The sequence below is a fragment of the Streptomyces sp. NPDC001770 genome, assembly GCF_053596135.1.
Genome location: NZ_JBSFFN010000003.1, coordinates 17,700 through 39,074 on the forward strand (window position 1 = coordinate 17,700; position 21,375 = coordinate 39,074).

Consider the following 21,375-nt stretch of genomic DNA (forward strand, 5'->3'; position numbering starts at 1 on the left):
CTCGTGTCTTTCGGGGTGCGGATGCGGTGGTTCGGTGCGGTGCCGTCGGTTCCTCCGCGGCGCGCGGGTTCAGTCCCGGGGGCTCAGCCACGTCTCGACGGCGGCCGCGGTGGTCGCCGAGTGCTCCTCCAGTACGGAGAAGTGGTCGCCCGGCACGTCGGTGATGTCGTGCGGCAGCCGCCAGAAGGCGCGGGTGTCCCCGGCGGGGTCGTCCGGTGTACCGGGGAGGGGGGCCTCGGCGCGGAGCAGCAGCGTGGGGGTGGTGACCTCCCGGGGCTGCCAGCTGCCGAAGGTGGTGAGGTAACTGCCCATCGTGGTGATGCCGTTGTCGGTGAGCCCGAGGTCGAAGGCGTCGAACCGGTCGACCATTCCGTTGATCATGGCAGGCATCCACCACTCCATTCCCGGCAGGGTCGCGGTGTCCATCGGATAGGTGTCCACCATGGCCAGGCCGGTCGGCGGGGTGCCGCGTCGTTCGAGTTCGGCGGTCACCGCGTGGGCGACGCAGCCACCCAGGGAGCGCCCCAGCAGGGCGAACGGCCGGTCTCCCAGCAGGCGTTGAACGGCGTCGGCCTGCATCGCCACGAAGGTCTCCGCCGAGTCGGGCAGGGCGCTCCCTTCGGGGTAGCCGGGCGCGGGGACGGCGAGTACGTCCCGTACGCCATGCAGCGCCCGGCCGAACCGGGCGTACTCGTGCGGTCCGGAGAGGGCGGTGAGGGCGGGGAAGCAGACCAGCGCGGTCCGTGCGCCGCCCTGCGCCAGCACCACCGGCTCGGTCACGTGCCGGGTGCGGTCCGCCGTAGTGAAGGTGTCCCTCAACCGGGAGGCCGCGATGGCCACTTCGGTGGCCGCCTTGATCTCCTGGGCTGCGCACAGCCGCAGATAGAGCGTAGTGAGAGGCCCGTCGGCCGGTGCGGCGGGCTGCTTCCGCGCCCGTAGCAGCTCGCCCAAGTGGTCGGCGAGCGAAGCTGGTTCGGGGTAGCGGATGGTGAGGGCTCCACCGAGCACCAGGCCCGTGCGGGCGGCGAGCCGGGTGCGCAGCTCGACGGCTGAGAGGGAGTCCAGGCCCACTTCGACGAAGGCCCGGTCGGGGGCGACCGCGTCGGGAGACGAGTGCCCGAGCACCGCGGACACCTCCGCCGTGACGAGGTCGAGGAGCGCGGTGTCGAGCGCGGGCCCGGACAGCTCCGCGTGCCGGTCGGCCCAGCTCGGCCCGGTGGCGGTCGGCTCGTGCTCGACGAGCGGGGACGCGGCGGCGACCTGGCGGGTCACGGTGGCGTCGAGCCAGTGGCGGCGGCGCTGGAAGGCATAGGTGGGCAGGTCGACCGTGCGGGGCCGCCGGCCCTCGAAGACGGCCCGCCAGTCGACCGGAACTCCGTGCGCGTGGAGGCGGGCCAGCGCCGTCAGGAGCGTCGTCGTCTCGGGCCGGCCTCCGCGCAGCAGGGGTACGAGTACGGCGGGCGGCGCCGCGTCCGGGTCCTGGGCGGTCAGGATCTCGGCGGTCAGCCCGGTGAGGACGGCGTCCGGTCCGATCTCGACGAACCGGGTCACCCCCGAGCCGCGCAACTCCCGCACCACGTCCAGGAAGCGGACGGGCCGCCGGGCGTGCTCGGTCCAGTGGTCGGCGGTGCCCAGTTCCCCCGCTCGGGCGAGGGCGCCGGTCAGGTCGGAGACCACGGGGATGCCGGGCTCCTCGTACCGCAGCGCCTTGGCCGTACGGTGGAACTCGTCCAGCACCGGCTCCATGCGGGGCGAGTGGAAGGCGTGGCTCACTCGCAGCCGGGACGTCCTGCGCCCACGCTCCTTGAAGCCGGCCGCCACGGCGAGAACGGGTTCCTCGTCGCCGGAGACGACCACCGAGCGGGGACCGTTGACCGCGGCGATCGCGACCGTCTCCTCCCGTCCGAGGAGCGCCTCGCCGACTTCCTCCTCGGTCGCCTCGACCGCGGCCATCGCCCCGCCGGGCGGCAGCGCCTGCATCAGCCGGCCGCGCGCCGCGACCAGGGCGGCGGCGTCCTCCAGGGAGAGCACTCCGGCCACCTGCGCGGCGGCGAGGCCGCCGATCGAGTGCCCCGCGACGACGTCGGGCAGCACCCCCCAGGTGTCCAGCAGGCGGAAGAGCGCGACCTCCACGGCGAAGAGGGCGGGCTGCGCGTACTCCGTGCGGGCGAGCAGCTCACCGCGGTCGGCACGGAGCACGGCCTCGCGCACCGGGTGGGCGAGGTGGCCGGCGCAGTGTCGGTCGAGTGCGGCGGCCACCTCGTCGAAGGCGCGGGCGTAGGCGGGGAACCGCTCGTGCAGTTCCCGTCCCATGGCGGCCCGCTGGCTGCCCTGTCCGGTGAAGAGGAAGGCGGTGCGCCCGGTGCGGGCCACGCGGGGAAGGTCTTCCCCCGCGCCGACGACGGCGGCCGAGGGATGTCCGTCCGCCAGGGCCCGCAGCCCCGCGAGGAGCTCGTCCCGGTCCCCCGCGACCACGGTGGCGCGGTGCGGGTGCGCGGTGCGGGCGGTGACCAGCGTCCAGGACACGTCGAGCGGGTCGAGGCCGGGGCGGGAGTCCAGCAGTTCCGCCAGCCGGGCCGCCTGGTCCCGCAGCGCCGCCGCCGACCCGGCGGAGAGCAGCCAGGGGAGCACGCCGGCGGTACGCGGCGCGGGGGTGCCGGTCTCCGGCCCGCTCTCGTCCGGGGAGGGCGCGGCCGGGGCCTCCTCGACGATGACGTGGGCGTTCGTCCCGCTCACGCCGAAGGCGGAGACCCCGGCCCGGCGGGGGCGTCCGGTCCCGGGCCACGGCCGGGCCTCGTCCAGCAGCCGTACTCCGCCGCCCGCCCACTCGACGTGCGGGGTGGGTGTGGCGGCGTGCAGGGACTGCGGGAGGACGCCGTGCCGGATCGCCTGCACCACCTTGATCAGTCCGGCCACTCCGGCCGCCGCGGCCGTGTGGCCGATGTTGGACTTGAGCGAGCCGAGCCAGAGCGGGGCGTCCTCGGGCCGTCCGGTGCCGTAGACCTCCTGGAGCGCCTGGGCCTCGATCGGGTCGCCGAGGGTGGTGCCCGTGCCGTGCCCCTCCACCAGGTCGACGTCCTGCGGGGCGAGACCGGCCGCGACCAGCGCCTGCCGGATGACCCGCTGCTGGGCCGGGCCGTTCGGCGCGGTCAGGCCGTTCGACGCGCCGTCCTGGTTCACCGCGGAGCCGCGTACCACCGCGAGCACCGGGTGCCCGAGGCGCCGCGCGTCCGACAGCCGCTCCACCAGCAGCAGCCCGACCCCCTCCGCCCAGCCGGTGCCGTCGGCCCCGGCGCCGTACGCACGGCACCGGCCGTCCGGCGAGAGCCCGCGCTGGCGGGAGAACTCCACGAAGCCGGCCGGGGTGGACATCACGGTCACTCCGCCCGCGAGCGCGAGCTCGCACTCCCCCGAGCGCAGCGCCTGTACGGCGAGGTGGAGCGCCACCAGCGAGGAGGAGCACGCGGTGTCCACCGTCACGGCGGGGCCCTCGAACCCGTACGTGTACGAGATCCGCCCCGACGCCACACTGGCGAGGTTGCCGATGCCGAGGTACCCCTCCAGTTCGGCCGGTACTTCGGTGAGGCGGTGGTGGTAGTCCTGCGCGGTCAGGCCGACGAAGACGCCGGTACGGCTGCCGCGCAGCGTGTCCGGGGCGATGCCGGCCCGCTCGAACGCCTCCCATGACGACTCCAGCAGCAACCGCTGCTGCGGGTCGGTCGCCAGCGCCTCGCGCGGCGACATCCCGAAGAACTCCGCGTCGAAGTCGGCCGCGTCGTGCAGGAATCCGCCGTGCCGGGCGTAACTGGTGCCGGGGTGGGCGGGGTCGGGGTCGTAGAGCGCGTCGAGGTCCCAGCCCCGGTCGGTGGGCCACGGGGTGATGGCGTCGCCGCCGGTGGCCACCAGATCCCACAGGGCGTCCGGCGAGTCCACCCCGCCGGGGAGCCGGCAGCTCATGCCGACGACGGCGATCGGCTCCTTGAGGCCGGACTCGACCTCGCGCAGGCGCTTGAGCGCCTCCCGGTTCTCGGCGAGCGCGCGCTTGAGGTAACTGCGCAGCTTCTCCTCATCGGCCACGACCGGCCACCTCCTCCATGGTTCCTGTGCGTGAGTCGAGTTGATGCGAGGTCACGAAGAGCGAACGGTCGTGGGTCATCGCGCCTCGTTGTCCATCAGCTCGAAGAGCTCCTCGTCGGTGGCCCCGTCCAGGTCGATCTCCTCGACCTCCTCCCGCCCGGCAGCGGCCCCGCCGGTACCCCATCGGGCCACCAACACCCTCAGACGTGAGAGGAGTTCGGCAGCCTCCGGGTCGAGCGGGTCGGCGCCGGGCACGGCCTGCTCCAGCAGGGCGAGGGTGTCCGTCGCCGAACCCCTCCCCGCGGCGGGGGAGTCGGGAAGCAACCCGTCGAGGTGTGCGGCGACGGCGGCGGGTGTCGGGTGGTCGAAGACCAGGGTCGCCGGCAGTCGCACGCCGACGGCGGCGGCCAGCCGGTTGCGCAGATCGACGGCGGTCAGCGATTCCAGGCCGAGTCCCTTGAAGGCGTGGTCCGCGCCGATCTCCCCGGCGTCCTCGTGCCCCAGCACCTCCGCCGTCTGGCGTACCACCAGGTCGAGCAGGGCCTCGGCGCGGGCGGCGGGAGCCAGGGCGGCGAACCGCGCCCCCGGGCCCGCCTGTTCGTGGTCCTGGCCGGGGCCGGGGCCCGGATCCCCGTCCGAGGCTCCGGCCCGCGGAGCGGTCCCGGCGAGCGGTCCCGCGGCGGCCGTGCCGGCGTCCAGCCAGTAGCGCCGGCGCTGGAAGGCGTACGTGGGCAGCTCGATCCGCTCCACAGGCGCCGACGGCTCCGGCAGCCGCCCCTCGAACGCCGGTGACCAGTCCACCTGGGCGCCTCGGGCGTGGACGGCCGCGGCCGAGGTGAGGAACCGGTCGAGCCCGCCGTGGTCCCGCCGCAGCGTCTCGGTCACCGTGACGCCGGCGGCTTCCGCCTCGTCCACGGTGTCCTGGATGCTGCCGGTGAGCACCGGATGCGGGCTGACCTCGATGAGGACGGTGTACCGCTCGGCGAGCAACTGCTCGATGACGGGGGCGAATCGCACCGTCTCGCGGATGTTGCGGTACCAGTACTCCGCGTCGAGCTCCCCGGGTCCGGCGAGCGCGGTGGTGACCGTGGACCAGAGCGGCACCTCGCCCGTGCGGGGCGCGACGAAGGCGAGGCGTCCGAGGAGTTCGTCCTTCACTTCGTCGATCACCGGTGAGTGCCCGGCGACCGTGGCCGCCCTGATGCGCCGGGCCCGCTCGCCCCGCGCCTCGCACTCGGCGACCAGTTCGTCCAGGGCCGATTCGTCCCCGGCGACCACGGTGGCCGAGGGGCCGTTGACGGTCGCCACCGAGAGCCGTCCCGGCCAGGCCGCGATCCGGCGCTCGACCTCGGCCGGCGGCAGCGCCAGCGAGGCCATGCCGCCCTTCCCCACGAGCCCGGCCAGGATCAGGCTGCGCTCGACGACGATGCGGGCGGCGTCGTCCAGGGTGAGGATGCCCGCCACGCAGGCCGCGGCTACCTCGCCCTGGCTGTGCCCGACCACCGCGTCGGGACGCACACCGTACGCCTGCCACTGGGCCGCGAGTGCCACCAGCACGGCCCACAGGGCCGGTTGGGCCACGTCCACCCGGTCCAGGGTGGGGGCGCCCGGGGTCTCCCGCAGGACATCGGTGAGCGACCAGTCGACCAGGGGTTCCAGGGCGCGGGCGCACTCCTCGATGCGCGCGGCGAAGGCCGGTGCGGTGTCGAGCAGTCCCCGGGCCATCCCGGCCCACTGCGAGCCGTGGCCGGGGAAGACGAAGACCGTGCGGACGCCCTCGGTCGCGGTTCCCCGGACGAGGTTTCCGGCGGGTTCGCCCCGGACCAGCGCGCCCAGGCCGTCCGCGAGGCCGTCCCGGCCGGCGGCGACCACGACCGCCCGGTGGTCGAAGTGCGAGCGGTCGGTGAGGAGCGCGTGGGCGGTGCCGGCGGCGGCCGGGGCCCGGTCCGGGCGGTCCAGCGCCGCGAGGAGGCGCGCGGCCTGGTCGGACACGGCCTGCGGGGTCCGGCCGGAGAGCACCCAGGGCAGCGGGGAGCCGTCCTCGGCCGGCGCGGGTTCCCGCTCCGGGAGACGGGCGGGGGCGGCGGGCTGTTCGAGGATGACGTGCGCGTTGGTGCCGCTCACACCGAAGGAGGAGACGCCCGCGCGCAGCGGCCGGCCGTCCGTCTCCCAGGGCTGTTCCTCGGTGAGCAGGCGCACCCCGCCCGAGGCCCAGTCCACGTCGGGCGAGGGCGCGTCGACGTGCAGCGTCCTCGGCAGCACGCCGTGCCGCATGGCCTGCACCATCTTGATGACCCCGGCGACCCCGGCGGCTGCCTGGGTGTGGCCGATGTTGGACTTGAGCGAGCCGAGCCAGAGCGGCCGGTCCTCGGGCCGTCCGGTGCCGTACGCCGCCACCAGCGCCTGGGCCTCGATCGGGTCGCCCAGCGTGGTGCCGGTGCCGTGCCCCTCGACCGCGTCGACCTCGTGCGGGGCGAGACCCGCGGTGGCCAGCGCCTGCCGGATGACCCGCTGCTGGGCCGGTCCGTTCGGCGCGGTCAGGCCGTTCGACGCGCCGTCCTGGTTCACCGCGGAGCCGCGTACCACCGCGAGCACCGGGTGCCCGAGGCGCCGCGCGTCCGACAGCCGCTCCACCAGCAGCAGCCCGACCCCCTCCGCCCAGCTCGTGCCGTCGGCCGAGGCGGCGTACGCCTTGACGCGGCCGTCCGGGGCGAACGCCCGGTGCCGGGAGGTGGCGACCATGCCGGACGGCGAGGCCATCACCGCGACCCCGCCCGCGAGCGCCAGGTCGCACTCCCCCGAACGCAGTGCCTGCGCCGCCAGGTGGAGCGCCACCAGCGAGGAGGAGCACGCGGTGTCCACCGTCACCGCGGGGCCCTCGAACCCGTACGTGTACGAGATCCGCCCCGACGCCACGCTGGCCGCGCTGCCGTTGTGCAGGTAGCCCTCCAACTCCGCCGGGAGTTCCCGCAGTCGGGAGGCGTAGTCGTTGTACATCACGCCGACGAAGACGCCGGTACGGCTGCCGCGCAGGGCGTCCGGGGCGATACCGGCCCGCTCGAACGCCTCCCATGACGACTCCAGCAGCAACCGCTGCTGCGGGTCGGTCGCCAGCGCCTCGCGCGGCGAGATGCCGAAGAAAGCCGCGTCGAACTCGGCCGCGTCGTGCAGGAATCCGCCGTGCTGGGTGTAGGTGCGGCCCGGCTCGTCGGGGTCCTCGTCGAAGAGGTTCTCGTTGTCCCAGCCCCGGTCGGTGGGCCACGGGGTGACGGCGTCACCGCCCTGGGCGACCAGGTCCCACAGGTCGTCGGGCGAGGCCACGCCACCGGGGAGCCGGCAGCTCATGCCGACGATGACGACCGGGTCGTCCGTGTCCGGGTCCGGGGCGGCCACGGGAGCGGGGGCCGCCGGCTCGGGGTGTTCGCCCAGCAGTTCGGCGAGGAGGAAACGCGCCAGGGACTGCGGGGTGGGGTGGTCGAAGACGAGCGCGGGCGACAGCCGCAGCCCGCTCGCCGCGCCCAGCCGGTTGCGGAGGTCCACGGCGGTCAGCGAGTCGAACCCGAGGTCCTTGAACGCCCGGCCGGAGGCGATGGTGTCGCGGTCGGAGCGGCCGAGGACGGTCGCCGCCTCCGCGCGGACCAGGTCGGAGAGGAGTTCCTCGCGTTCGGCCGCGCCGAGCGGGAGCAGCCGCGCCGCGAGGGTGGTGCCGTCCGTACCGGTGGCGGCCTGACGGGCGGCGGGCCTGCGGGTCCGCACGACGTCGCGGAGGACCTGCGGGATCTGCCCGGGGTCGGCGCCGTGCCGCAGGGCGAGGGGGACCAAGAGCGGGTGGTCCGTCGCTCCGGCCGCGTCGAGGAGCGCGAGGCCCTCGGGGGTGGTGAGGGCGCGGGTGCCGTGGCGGGCGTTGCGCTGGTGGGCGGTGTCGTCCAGGTGGCCGGTCAGCTCGCTGCTCTCCGCCCACAGGCCCCAGGCCAGGGAGGTCCCGACCAGGCCGTGGGCGCGGCGGTACGCCACCAGCGCGTCGAGGAAGGTGTTGGCCGCGGCGTAGTTGCCCTGGCCGGGGACGCCGAGGACGCCCGCCGCCGAGGAGAAGACCACGAACGCCGAGAGCGGGGCGTCCCGGGTGAGCGCGTGCAGGTTCCACGCCGCGTCGGCCTTGGGGCGCAGCACGGTGTCCAGCCGGTCGGGGGTGAGCGAGGCGACGACACCGTCGTCCAGGGTCCCGGCCGCGTGCACGACCCCGGTGAGCGGGTGGACCGCCGGGATGCCGTCCAGCACGGTCCGCAGGGCGTCCCGGTCGGCCGTGTCGGCTGCGGCGACGGTCACCTCGGCTCCCAGAGCGGTGAGTTCGGCGACGAACTCCGGTGCGCCCGGCGTGCCGAGTCCGCGCCGGCCGGTCAGCAGCAGGTGCCGTACGCCGTGTTCGGTGACGAGGTGGCGGGCCACCAGTCTGCCGAGGAGTCCCAGGCCGCCGGTCACCAGGACCGTGCCCTCGGGCGGACCGAAGCGCCAGGTGCGCTGAGAGGGTGTGGAGCCGGTCCCTGAGGAGTCGGTTGCGGCGGCGGCGAGCCGGGGGGCGTGCGCGGTACCGGCGCGGAGCGCGAGTTGCGTCTCGCCCGCCTCGGCGGCCGTCGCCAGCGCCGCGCGGAGGTCGGGGGACGGGTCCTGTCCGGCATGTCCGGCCGGCTCCGTGTCGACGAGCAGGAAGCGGCCCGGGTGTTCGGACTGGGCCGAGCGCAGCAGGCCCCAGACGCCCGCCGTGGCGAGGTTCGGCGACTCGCCGTCCACGGATACGGCGCCCGCGGTCACCACGGCCAGCGGGACGGCGTCCAGTTCGGGGTGGGTGAGCCAGTCCTGGAGGAGGGCGAGCACCCGCTCCAGGCTCGTCCGGGCGTGCTCCGGCGGGGGCGTACCGTCCTCCGGCCGCCCCTCGGCGGGCACTTCGTACAGCACCGGCCCGGCCGGGGCCCGGCCCGCGCGGACCGCGGCGGCGACCTCGGCGGGGTCGCGGTACCGGACCGAGGCGTCCGGGTCCGTGTGCCGCGGCTCGGCGCCCTCGGGCAGGAGGACCGCCGGCGGCCCGGGCGCGGGGGCGGGGGCGGCGAGCGGCAGCGGGGTCCAGCCGAGCCGGTACAGCGGTTCGGCGGCCCCGGGTGCGGAGGCGAGCCGGGCCGCCGCCACCGGGCGGTACACCAGGGAGGCGACGGAGACGACGGGAGCGCCCGCCGGGTCGGTGGCGTCCAGGGAGAGCCCGCCGTCGGGCGTGGGCGCGAGCCGTACCCGCAGGGCGGTCGCGCCCGAGGCGTGCAGCCGTACCCCGTTCCAGGCGAACGGCAGCGCCACCTCGTCCGGTCCGGCCTGCGACGGGGTGCCGAGGGCCGCCGCGTGGAAGGAGGCGTCGAGCAGGGCCGGGTGCACCCCGAACTCCCCTGCCGCCGAAGCCTCTTCACCGCCGAGCGCGACCTCGGCGAAGATCTCCTCGCCGAGCCCCCAGGCCGCGCGCAGCCCCTGGAAGCGGGACCCGTACGCGACACCGGATTCCGCGAGCCTGTCGTAGAGGCCGTCCAGCGGGAGCGCGGTGGCACCCGGCGGTGGCCAGCTGCCCGGCGCGCCCTGCGTCCGCGCGGGGCGGGACGTACGGGACAGGTGTCCGGTGGCGTGCCGGGTCCAGCCTTCGCCGTCCGCCGCGTCCTGCGGGCGCGAGTGGACGGTCACCGCGCGGCGGCCGTCCTGGGCGGGTGCCGCGACGGCCACCTGGATCTGGAGGGCGTCGTCGGCCGGCAGCACGAGGGGCGCCTCGATGACGAGTTCGTCGACGGTGTCGCGCCCCGCCTCGTCGGCGGCCCGTACGGCCAGCTCCACCAGGGCGGTGCCGGGGACGAGGACGCGGCCGAGCACCGTGTGGTCGGCGAGCCAGGGGTGGGTCCGGAGGGAGAGGCGCCCCGTCAGGAGCAGCCCGTCGCCCTCGGCCGGGCGCAGCGATGCGCCGAGCAGCGGGTGTCCGGCGGCGCGCAGACCGAGACCGGGGGCGTCGTCCGCCCGGGCGGTCGTGCTCTCCAGCCAGAACCGCTGCCGCTGGAAGGGGTAGGTGGGCAGGCCGGCCAGGTCGGAGAGGTCCGCTCGCGGGCCCGCGAGTACCGGGCTCCAGTCGACGGCGACCCCGTGGACCTGTGCTTCCGCCAGCGAGGCCAGGAAGCGGGCCGTGCCGCCCTCGCCCCGGCGCAGCGAGCCGGTGACGACGGCGTCGGCGTCCGCCGCCTCTGCCGTCTCCTGCACGGCGGAGGTCAGCACCGGGTGCGGGCTGGCCTCGATGAACACGTCGTGGCCCTCGGCGAGCAGCTTCCGGGTGGCCGGTTCGAAGAGGACGGTCCGCCGGAGGTTGGTGTACCAGTACTCCGCGTCCATCGTGGTCGTGTCGAGCCAGTCGCCGGTGACCGTGGAGAGGAGGGGGACGGTCGCGGCGCGCGGGGCGACGGGCGCGAGGGCGGTCAGCAGTTCCTCGCGGACCGTCTCGACCTGCGCCGAGTGGGAGGCGTAGTCGACCGGGACCCTGCGGGTGCGTACACCGTCGCGCTCACCGGCTTCGATGAACTCTTCAAGGGCGGCGGGTTCACCGGCGACCACCACGGCGGAGGGGCCGTTGACCGTGGCGATCGAGATGCGTCCGCCCCAGGGGGCGATCGCGGCCTCGGCCTCGCGCCGGGGCAGCGTCACGGAGACCATGCCGCCGCCGCCCGAGAGCGCGCCGATGGCCCGGCTGCGCAGGGCGACCACCCGGGCCGCGTCGTCCAGGGTCAGAGCCCCGGCGACGTAGGCGGCGGCTATCTCGCCCTGGCTGTGCCCGATCACGGCCTCGGGGCGTACCCCGTGCGCCTTCCAGAGCTCGGCCAGGGACACCATGACCGCCCAGAGCGCGGGCTGCACGACGTCCACCCGGTCGTGGCCGGGGGCGCCCTCCACCTCGCGCAGCACATCGGTCAGGGACCAGTCGGTCCAGGGCTCCAGCGCACGGGAGCATGCCTCGATGCTGTCGGCGAACACCGTTGAGGTGTCGAGGAGTTCGCGGGCCATTCCGGTCCACTGGGAGCCCTGGCCGGGGAAGACGAACACCGTGCGGCGCTCACCCCCGGCGGTCCCCCGCACGAGCCCGGGCGCGGATTCCCCCGAGGCGAGGGCGTCGAGCCCGGCGAGCAACTCCTCGTGCCGGGCGCCGACGACGACGGCGCGCTCCTCGAACGCGGTGCGTCCCGCGTCGAGTTCGCGGGCGACGGCGGCCGTGTCGGGACCGGTACGGAGGTATGCGGCGAGTCCGGCGGCCCGGGCGGCGAGGGCGGCCGGGGTGCGCGCGGAGAGCACCAGGGGTACGGCGGCCGGGCCCTCGGTACCGCGTGCGGGACCGGGTTCCTCTTCGGTCGCGGCTCCGGGTCCGGTTGCCGGTGCCTGTTCCAGGATGATGTGGGTGTTGGTGCCGCTCATGCCGAAGGCGGAGACACCCGCGCGGCGCGGCTCCCCGGTCTCGGGCCACGGCCGGTGGTCGGCGAGGAGGGCCACGGCGCCCGACGCCCAGTCGACGTGCGGGGACGGCTCGTCCAGGTGCAGGGTCTTCGGAAGGACCCCGTGCCGCATGGCCTGCACCATCTTGATGACACCGGCCACCCCGGCCGCCGCCTGGGTGTGGGCGATGTTCGACTTCACGGAGCCGAGCCACAGGGGAGCCTCGTCGGTGTGCTCCTGGCCGTAGGTGGCGAGCAGTGCCTGCGCCTCGATGGGGTCGCCCAGGGTGGTGCCGGTGCCGTGCGCCTCGACGGCGTCGACCTGCCCGGCGGTGAGCCGCGCGTCGGCGAGCGCCTGGCGGATGACCCGCTGCTGGGCGGGGCCGTTGGGCGCGGTCAGCCCGTGCGACGCGCCGTCCTGGTTGGCGGCCGTACCCCTGATGACGGCGAGCACCCGGTGGCCGAGGCGGCGCGCGTCGGAGAGGCGCTCGACGAGCAGCAGCCCCGCACCTTCGGACCAGCCGGTCCCGTCGGCGGCACCGGCGAAGGCCTTGCAACGGCCGTCCGCCGCGAGGCCGTGCTGGCGGGAGAACTCCACGAAGGTGGAGGGGGTGGTCATGACGGTGACGCCGCCGGCCAGCGCGAGGTCGCACTCGCCGGAGCGCAGCGACCGTACGGCCAGGTGGAGGGCGACCGAGGACGAGGAGCAGGCCGTGTCGACGGTGACGGCGGGGCCTTCGAACCCGAAGGTGTAGGAGATGCGGCCGGAGGCGACGCTCGCCGCGTTGCCGACGACGATGTAGCCCTCCAGGTCCTCGGGGACGGCTCCGACCGGGGGTGCGTAGTCGTTGCCGTTGCTGCCGACGAAGACGCCGGTGCTGCTTCCGCGCAGGGTGCCGGGGCGGATGCCGGCCCGCTCGAACGTCTCCCAGGCCGTCTCCAGCAGCAGCCGGTGCTGGGGGTCGGTGGCCAGCGCCTCGCGCGGCGAGATGCCGAAGAAGTCGGTGTCGAAGTCACCGGGGGACGCGAGGAACGCGCCTCGCCGGGTGGAGGAGGTGCCGGGGCGGTCCGGGTCCGCGTCGAAGAGCGCCGAGGTGTCCCAGCCCCGGTTGTCGGGGAAGTCGCCCACCACGTCACCTCCTTCGGACACCAGCCGCCACAGGTCCTCCGGGGAGTCGATCCCGCCGGGGAAGTGGCATGCCATGCCCACGATGGCGACGGGCTCCTGGCCGCCCTCCTCGGCGTCGCGCAACTTCTTGCGGGTCTCGTGGAGTTCGGCGGTGACCCGCTCCAGGAGATACCGCATCCGGCTGTCGTTCATCAATCCACCCTTCGTGCGGAGTGCCCGGTGCTGGGGAAGGCCGAGCGGATCAGGCAGGGGCGAGCGCCCGGGTGCGGGTGCTCGGTGGTGCGTCGTGGCGTCGCGGGGGGGCGCAGGGCCGCGAGGAGTCCTGCGCCGGGCACGCGTCACGAGATGCCGAGTTCCTTGCCGATGAAATCCATCAGCTCGTCGTCGGTGGCGGACGAGAGACCGGCGGCGACGTCCTGGCCGTCGTCCTCGGCCGGCCGGGGCCTTCCGTGGTCGCCCGCCGCGAGCGCGGCCAGCCGGATCGCCGCACCTTCGCGTTCGGGTCCGCCCGGCGGCAGGGTGGCGAGGAGGGACTCCAGCCGGTCCAGGTGCGAGGCGAGTTCGTGGGCCGCGTCCCCTTCCGTCCGGGCCGCCGGGACGAGCCGTTCGTACAGCAGCCCGGCGAGTGCGTGCGGGGTGGGGTGGTCGAACACCGCGGTGGTCGGCAGGTTCAGCCCGGTGCGCTGGTTGAGGCGGTTACGCAGTTCCACGGTGGTGAGGGAGTCGAATCCCTGCTCCTTGAACCCCCGGTGGATCTCGACCGAGTTGGCCGGTCGGCCGCCCTGGACCTCGCCGACCTGGGTCGTCACGAAGCGGAGCAGCAGCCTGCGGCGCTCCTGTTCGTTCGCGGCTCCGGCCAGCTCCGCTGCGAGACCGTCCTGTTCAGGCTTGCCCGACGGATCCGTCCCGGTGCTGGACGGTCCGGTCGTCAGCTCCGCCAGCAGCGGGTGGGGGCGGCCGGCTGCGAGGAGCTGCCAGTCGGCACGGCAGACCACCAGGTGGGTCTCGCCCCGGTCCAGAGCCTGTTCCAGTACGGAGACGGCGAGGTGGGGCTCCATGGGGAGCAGCCCGCCGCGCGCGTTGCGGTGGGCGCCTTCGTCCCCGGCGATGCCGTCGCCCGCCCACTGGCCCCAGGAGATCGATGTGGCGGGGAGCCCGGCTGCGCGGCGGGCGTGGGCGAGGGCGTCGAGATAGGCGTTGCCCGGGGCGTAGTTGCCCTGGCCGGGGGTGCCCGCGATCCCGGTGACGGAGGAGAAGAGCACGAAGGCCGAGAGGGGCAGGTCGCGGGTGAGCTCGTCCAGGTGGCGTGCGCCGAGCGCCTTGACCCGCAGCACCCGGTCGGCCTGCTCGGGGGTGAGGGCGTCGAGCAGGGCGTCGTCGAGGACGGCGGCGGTGTGCACGACCGCCGTCAGCGGATGTTCGGCGGGGACGGCGGCCAGCACCCCGGCGAGCGCGTCGCGGTCGGCGACGTCGCAGGCCACGAAGGTCACCTCGGCGCCCAGTCCGGAGAGTTCGGCGCGCAGGGCGTCCGCACCGGGCGCGTGGCCGCCTCTCCTGCTGACGAGCAGCAGATGGCCGGCGCCCTTGCGGGCCAGCCAGGCGGCGGTGTGCCGGGCGAGCGCCCCGGTGCCGCCGGTGACGAGGACCGTGCCGCCGGGGGTCCAGCCGGCCGTGCGGCCCGCCGGGGCCGGTTCCAGTGGTGCGGGGACGAGGCGGCGGGCAAGCAACCCCTCGGGCCGTACGGCGAGTTCGGCCTCCCGGTGGGCACCGGTGAGGGCGGTGAGCACCAGGCGGGCGGCGCGGGCGTCCGCGCGCCCGGGCAGATCGAGGACACCGCCCCACCGGGGGCTCTCCACGGCGGCGATCACCCCGAGCCCCCAGACGAGCGCGCCGGTGGGGTCGGCCGTCGGGTCGCCCGTGCCGGTGGTCACCGCGCCCCGGGTGAGGGCCCAGAGCGGTGCTCCGGCCACGGCCCCGTTCTCCAGGGCCTGGAGGAGCGCGGTGGTGGCGGCCAAACCGTGCGGAAGGGCGGGCAGTCGTGGGTCCGTCGCGTGGTCGAGCGAGAGCAGGGACAGCACCCCGGTCACCGGCTCGGCCGGGGCGCGGCCGGCCGCTTCCGCGAGCAGGGCGGCGAGGGCGTCGCGGTCCGCCCGTGCGTCCGCCACCCGGACCAGGTCGACCCGGGCGCCGCTGCCGGTGAGGGCCTTCTCCAGGAGCGGCGCCCAGGCGTCGTACGGGCGGTCGCCGCCGGTGGGGCCGGCCGGTACGAGGAGGAGCCAGCGGGCCGGTCCGGCCGGGGTGGCCGGCTGGTCCGGTACCGGCTGCCAGCGCACCCGGTACCGGAGGCCGTCGGCCTCGGCGGCCCGTCCGCGCTCGCTCCGCCAGTGGGCGAGCCGGGGCAGGACGGCGCCGAGCGCCTCGCGGTGTCCCGGTTCGAGAAGGCCGAGCGTGTCGGCGAGGGCGTCGAGGTCCTGGCGCTCCACGGGCTCCCAGAACCGGTCGTCCCCCGCGGGTACGGCGGACGGGGCGCGGAGTGCGGGTGCGTCCGCCCAGTGGCGGCTGCGCTGGAACGGGTAGGTGGGAAGCTCCACCCGGCTCGGCCCGGAGAGTCCGAGGACGGCGCTCCAGTCGACCGAGGCACCCCGGGCGTGGACGGTGCCGAGCCCGGTCAGCAGGGACTCCGGCTCGGGCCGGCCCCGGCGCAGCAGGGAGGCGAGGGCGGGCGGCGGCGTGCCCTCGGGACGGTCGCCGGACAGGGCCTCCTGGGTCAGTGCCGTGAGGACGGCGTCGGGGCCCAGCTCCAGGAAGGTGGTGACCCCGTCGCGCTCCAGGCGGCGGACGACGTCGAGGAAACGCACCGCGCCCCGGGCGTGCGCCGCCCAGTATGCGGGCTCGACCGGCCGTTCGTGGGTGAAGTGCTCGCCGTCGAGTGCGCTCAACAGGGGGATGCGCGGCGGGAGATGGGTGAGGCCTGCCGCCACCTCGCCGAGTTCGCCGGTCATCGGGTCCATGAGCGGGGAGTGGAAGGCGTGGCTGGTGCGCAGCCGGGTGGTGCGGCGGCCACGCGCGCGGAAGCGCTCGGCGATGCCGAGGACCGCTGCCTCCTCGCCCGATATCACGGTGGAGGCGGGGCCGTTGACGGCCGCGATGCCCACGGCGCCTTCTCGTCCGTCGAGCCGGTCCTGCCCGTCGTGTTCGACCTGCCCGTCGCGCTCGGCCGGCGCGTCGAGCTCGGCCAGCACCTCGGCTTCGTCCGCCTCCACGGCGACCATGGCCCCGCCTTCGGGGAGCGCCTGCATCAGGCGGGCGCGGGCGGCGACGAGCGCGGCGGCGTCCTCGAGGCCGAGCACCCCGGCGACGTGGGCGGCGGCGAGCTCGCCGACGGAGTGCCCGGCCACCACGTCGGGGCGTACGCCCCAGGACTCCAGCAGCCGGAAGAGCGCCACCTCCAGGGCGAACAGCGCGGGCTGGGTGTACAGGGTGTGGTCCAGCTCGCCGCCGGTGCCGGCGGGCGTCCCGTCGGCGTCCGGGCCGCCGAAGACCACGTCGCGCAGGGGAGTGGACGCGTACCCGGCCAAGTGGGCGTCGAGCGCGGCGCAGCCGGCGTCGAAGGAGGCGGCGAAGACGGGGTGGGACGCGTACAGCTCCCGCCCCATGGCGGTCCGCTGGCTGCCCTGACCGGTGAAGAGGAAGGCGACCCGGCCGTGGGCAGCCGCGTGGCCCCGTACGGTGCCCTCCGCCGACTCCCCCCGGGCGAGGGCGCGCACGGCGGCCCGCAGCTCGGCGAGGTTCCCGCCCACCAGTACCGCGCGGTGGTCGAAGGACGGCTTCCGGGCCAGTGCGTACGCCACCTCGGCGGGGTCGGCCGCCGTGGAGTCGCCCGCAGCGGAGTCCTCGTCCCCCAGTGCGGCCAGTCGGACGGCCTGGTCCCGGAGTGCCTGCGGGGTGCGGGCGGAGAGGACCCAGGGGACGGGGCGGCCGGGTGCGGCGGAAGTGCGGGCGGGCTCCGGCGGGGCGGGGGGCGCCTCTTCGAGGATGAGGTGGGCGTTGGTGCCGCTGATACCGAACGCGGATATGGCGGCGCGGCGCGGGCGGTCGACGTCCGGCCACGGGGTTTCACGGGTGAGGAGTTCGACGGTTCCCCGGCTCCAGTCGACGTGCGGCGTGGGGCGGTCGACGTGCAGGGTCCTGGGCAGCAGACCGTGGCCGAGGGCCTGGGTCATCTTGATGACCGCCGCGACGCCCGCCGCCGCCTGGGTGTGGCCGATGTTGGACTTCAGGGAACCGAGGAGCAGCGGGCGGCCCTCGGGGCGGTGCTGTCCGTAGGTGTGGATCAGTGCCTGAGCCTCGATGGGGTCGCCGAGGGTGGTGCCGGTGCCGTGGGCCTCCACCGCATCGACGTCGGATGCGGTCAACCCCGCTGATTCGAGGGCCTGTTGGATGACACGTTGCTGGGAGGGGCCGTTCGGGGCGGTCAGTCCGTTGCTGGCGCCGTCGGAGTTGACCGCGCTCCCCCGGACGAGGGCGAGCACCCGGTGCCCGCGCCGGCGGGCGTCGGAGAGGCGTTCCAGCAGGACCAGACCCACCCCTTCCGACCAGGCGGTGCCGTCGGCCGCCGCCGCGAAGGGCTTGCAGAGCCCGTCCGGGGCCAGGCCGCGCTGCCTGCTGAACTCGGTGAACATGCCCGGTGCGGCCATCACACTGACGCCGCCCGCCAGCGCGAGGTCGCATTCGCCGGACCGCAGGGCACGGGCGGCGAGGTGGAGCGCCACCAGGGACGAGGAACAGGCCGTGTCCACGGTGAGCGCGGGCCCCTCCAGGCCGAGGGCGTAGGCGATCCGGCCGGAGGCGACGCTGACGGTCGCGCCCGTCAGCCGGTAGCCCGCCCCGTCGCCGGTGGTCTCGTGCAGCCGGGGGCCGTACTCCTGCTGGGTCGCGCCCACGAAGACCCCGGTGCTGCTGCCGCGCAGGGTGGCGGGGTCCACTCCGGCGCGTTCCAGCAGCTCCCAGGACGTCTCCAGCAGCAGCCTCTGCTGGGGGTCCATCGCTTCGGCCTCGCGGGGCGACAGGCCGAAGAAGTCGGCGTCGAACCGGTCGGCGTCGTGCAGGAATCCTCCCCGTCCGACGTACGAACCGCCGGTCCGGTCGGGGTCCGGGTGGTGGAGGTCGTCGGGCCAGCCCCGGTTGACCGGGAAGCCGCTGGTCGCGTCGGTGCCCGAGATCAGCAGGTCCCAGAGCTGTTCGGGGGTGTCGGCGCCGCCGGGCCAGCGGCCGGCGGCGGAGACGATCGCGACCGGATCGTCGTCGGCGCCGGTGGACGCGTCGGTGTGCGGGCCCATGGGCGCGTCCGTGGGCGCGCCGCCCCGCGAGGTCTCCCGGCGCCGCCGGCCGGCTTCCGGGCTCTCCGGCGACGTGTCCCGCCCGGATTCCGCGTCCAGGTGACGGGCGAGCGCGAGGGGCGTGGGGTGGTCGAAGGTCAGGGTGGGCGTCAGCAGCAGCCCGCTCGCCCGGGAGAGCCGGTCGGCGAACTCCACGGCGCCCAGGGAGTCCAGGCCGAGCGCCTTGAAGGTACGTTCCGTGTCGAGCGCGTCCGTGGAGGTGCCGCCCAGGACCTCCGTGGCGGCGGTGACCACGAGCCGCAGGAAGTCCGGGCGGGCGGCGGTGCCCGGTGCCTCCTCGCGGGGCGGGAGGTCCCGGCCGGGCGCGGGCGCCGTCTCCGCGTCCCGCCGGGAGTCCGGCGCGGCGGCCTCGGGCCGGGTCGAGGTGGCGAACCTGAACGGCCGGCGCTGGAAGGCGTACGTGGGCAGGATGGCGCGCTCCGGGCGGCCGCTGCCGTCGAAGAAGCCGGCCCAGTCGGCGTCCGCGCCGGTCGTGTGGAGTTCGGCGAGTCCGGTGAGCAGGGAGAGCCGTTCGGGTGTCCTGGGGCGCAGCAGCGGCACCACGGTCGCGGTGGTGTCGCCGTCCGCAGCCAGAATGCCCCGGGTCAGGGCGGTGAGGACGTTGCCGGGGCCCAGCTCGACGTACCCCGAGACCCCGTGGGACGCCAGCGTGCGTACGGCGTCGCGGAACCGGACCGGGCGTCGGATGTGCTCGGCCCAGTAGTCGGGGGAGGCCAGTTGGTCCGGCCGGGCCGGCTGTCCGGTGGTGTCGGAGATGACGGTACGGGCCGGCGGACGGAAGGTGAGGCCGGCGGCGATCCGCCGGAACTCTTCCACCGCGCTGTCCATGTGCGGGGAGTGGAAGGCGTGGCTCACCGTGAGCGCGCGGGTGCGGCGGCCCAGGGCCGCGAACCGTGCGGCGGCCTCCTCGGCGGCGTCGGCGTCTCCCGAAAGCACCACCGCGCGGGGGCCGTTGACGGCGGCCAGCGCCAGGCGCCCGGTGTAGTCGGCGAGTACGGGGGCCGCCTCCTCCTCCGTCGCCTCCACCGCCACCATGGCCCCGCCCGCGCGGGCCTCGCCCATGAGGCGTCCGCGCGCCGCGACGAGGGTGGCCGCGTCGGCGAGCGGCAGTACCCCCGCGGCGTACGCGGCGGTGAGGCCCCCGACGGAGTGGCCGAGGACGAAGTCCGGTGGCGGCAGGTGCCGTTCGAGCGCCGCGTGGAGGGCGGCTCCGAGGGCGAAGAGCGCCACCTGGGTGTACTCGGTGCGGTCGAGCAGGGCCGCGTCCTGGGTGCCGGGTGCGGCGAACAGGACGTCGCGCAGGGGGCGTTCGAGGTGGGGGTCGAAGGAGGCGCACACGTCGTCGAGTGCGTGCGCGAAGGCGGGCGTGGTGCGGTGGAGTTCGAGGCCGCTGCCGGGACGCTGGCTTCCCTGGCCTGGGAAGAGGAACGCGACGGGTCCGGCCGCCGTGCGGGTGCGGCCGGTCACCGCGCCGGGGGTGTGGTGACCGGCCGCGACCGCGTCCAGCGAGGCCAGCAGATCCGTACGGTCGGTGCCGAGGGCCACCGCCCGGTGGTCGAACAGGGCGCGAGTGGTGGCGAGGGCGTGCCCGATGCCGTCGGGGGTCGCGTCCGGGTCGGCCCGCACGTGTGCGGCGAGCCGTTCGGCCTGGGCCCGCAGGGCGGCCGGATCGGCGGCGGAGAGGGTCCAGGGCAGGACGTTCTCCGTGCCGGTGGCGGCGTCACTCCCCGGTCCGGGGCGTACCGGCCGGCGGACGGTCCGGGGCGGTTCGGCCAGCAGGACGTGGCAGTTGGTCCCGCCCATGCCGAACGCGCTCACCCCGGCGATCAGTCGCCGGTCCGGCCGGGGCCAGGGGCCCAGGGCACGCTGGACCCGCAGGCCGAGGGTGTCCAGCGGGATGCGCGGGTTCGGTGTCTCGTGGTTGAGGGTCGCCGGGATGCGCCGGTTCTTCAGGCTCAGCACGGTCTTGAGGAAACCGGCGATCCCGGCGGCGCCCTCCAGGTGGCCGATGTTGGTCTTCGCCGAGCCCACCACGAGCGGCTCGTCGGCGTCGCGGCCCACACCGTAGGCGGCGCCGAGCGCGGCGGCCTCCACCGGGTCCCCCACCGGGGTTCCGGTGCCGTGCAGTTCGACGTACTGGATCTCGTGCGGGTCGATGCCCGCCTCCCTGGCCGCCAGGTGCAGCACGTCGCGCTGGGCGTCGGCGCTCGGCACGGTGAGGCCCTCGGTCGCGCCGTCGTTGTTGACCGCGCTGGCGAGGATCACGCCGTGGACGCGGTCGCCGTCCGCGAGGGCCGCGTCCAGCGGTTTGAGGAGGACCAGCCCGCCACCCTCGCCCCGTACGTACCCGTTGGCGCGGGCGTCGAAGGTGAACGAGCGCCCGTCCGGGGAGAGTCCGCCGAAGCGGGCGGCGGCGGAGGTGCTGTCGGGTGCCAGGTTGAGATTGACCCCGCCGGCCAGCGCGAGCTCGCAGTCGCCGTCCCGGACCGCGCGGTGGGCCAGGTGGAGGGAGACGAGGGCGGACGACTGTGCGGAGTCGACGGTCAGGCTGGGGCCGCGCAGGCCGAGGTGGTAGGAGACCCGGTTGGCGAGCAGCCCCCGGTTGAGTCCGGTCAGGGTGTGCCGGGTGACGGGCTCGGCGTCCTCGCGGTGGCGCAGCAGCGCGTAGTCGTACGCCATCGCTCCGAGGTAGACGCCGACCGGGGTTCCGGCGAGGGTGCCGGGGACGATTCCGGCCTCTTCCAGCGCCTCCCAGGCGAGTTCGAGGACCAGCCGCTGCTGCGGGTCCATCTCGGCGGCCTCGCGCGGGGAGACCCCGAAGAACGCGTGGTCGAAGTGGTCGACCCGGTCCAGGAAGCCGCCGGGCAGGTCTTCGTCACGCGGCTCCTGGTGGCCGCGGTCCGTGCCGCCGCCCGGCCCTCCGGTCCGCCGCCGCGCGCCGGGGGCCGGGCGGCGGTCCTCGGGCAACGGGCGGATCGCGTCGGCTCCCCTGCTCAGCAGATCCCAGAAGGCATCGGGGTCGGAGGCTCCGGGCAGCCGGCACGCCAGTCCGATCACGGCGACGGCCCGGCCCCCACCGTGGCCGGAGCCGGCCGCGCGGTTGGCACCTTGACTGGTCATCGTCATCGCCGAGCCCTTCTCGTACGTCGCGCGGAGCGTTTCCGGCGGCATGGGTCGCTTTCACGGTCCGGGAATTCAGCACCGGGTGGACGGGAATCAGAAGCCGAGCTCCCCCGAACGTGCTTCATTTCTTCCGGGGCCGGAACTTTTCGAGTCC

2 protein-coding genes and 1 pseudogene are annotated in these 21,375 nt (G+C 75.5%); all 3 read right to left on the reverse strand.

Annotated elements, in window-relative coordinates; translation table 11 throughout:
- Positions 1–69: 69 nt before the first annotated feature.
- Positions 70–4,044 (reverse strand): annotated as a pseudogene (locus ACWCSV_RS04005) (type I polyketide synthase); the annotation flags it as partial.
- Between the two features lie 108 nt (positions 4,045–4,152).
- Positions 4,153–12,894 carry a type I polyketide synthase gene (locus ACWCSV_RS04010; protein WP_451138264.1) on the reverse strand — a complete coding sequence of 2,914 codons (8,742 nt, stop codon included), beginning with the start codon at positions 12,892–12,894 and terminating at the stop codon, positions 4,153–4,155.
- Between the two features lie 143 nt (positions 12,895–13,037).
- The gene (locus tag ACWCSV_RS04015) at positions 13,038–21,269 is read right to left on the reverse strand and encodes a type I polyketide synthase (RefSeq protein WP_451138265.1); all 8,232 of its coding nucleotides are present in this window, start codon (positions 21,267–21,269) and stop codon (positions 13,038–13,040) included.
- Positions 21,270–21,375 lie beyond the last annotated feature (106 nt).

Coding starts and splice junctions, on each gene's coding strand:
- ACWCSV_RS04015 (WP_451138265.1), bottom strand. CDS start 21,269: ATGCCGCCGGAAACGCTCCGCGCGACGTACGAGAAGGGCTCGGCGATG.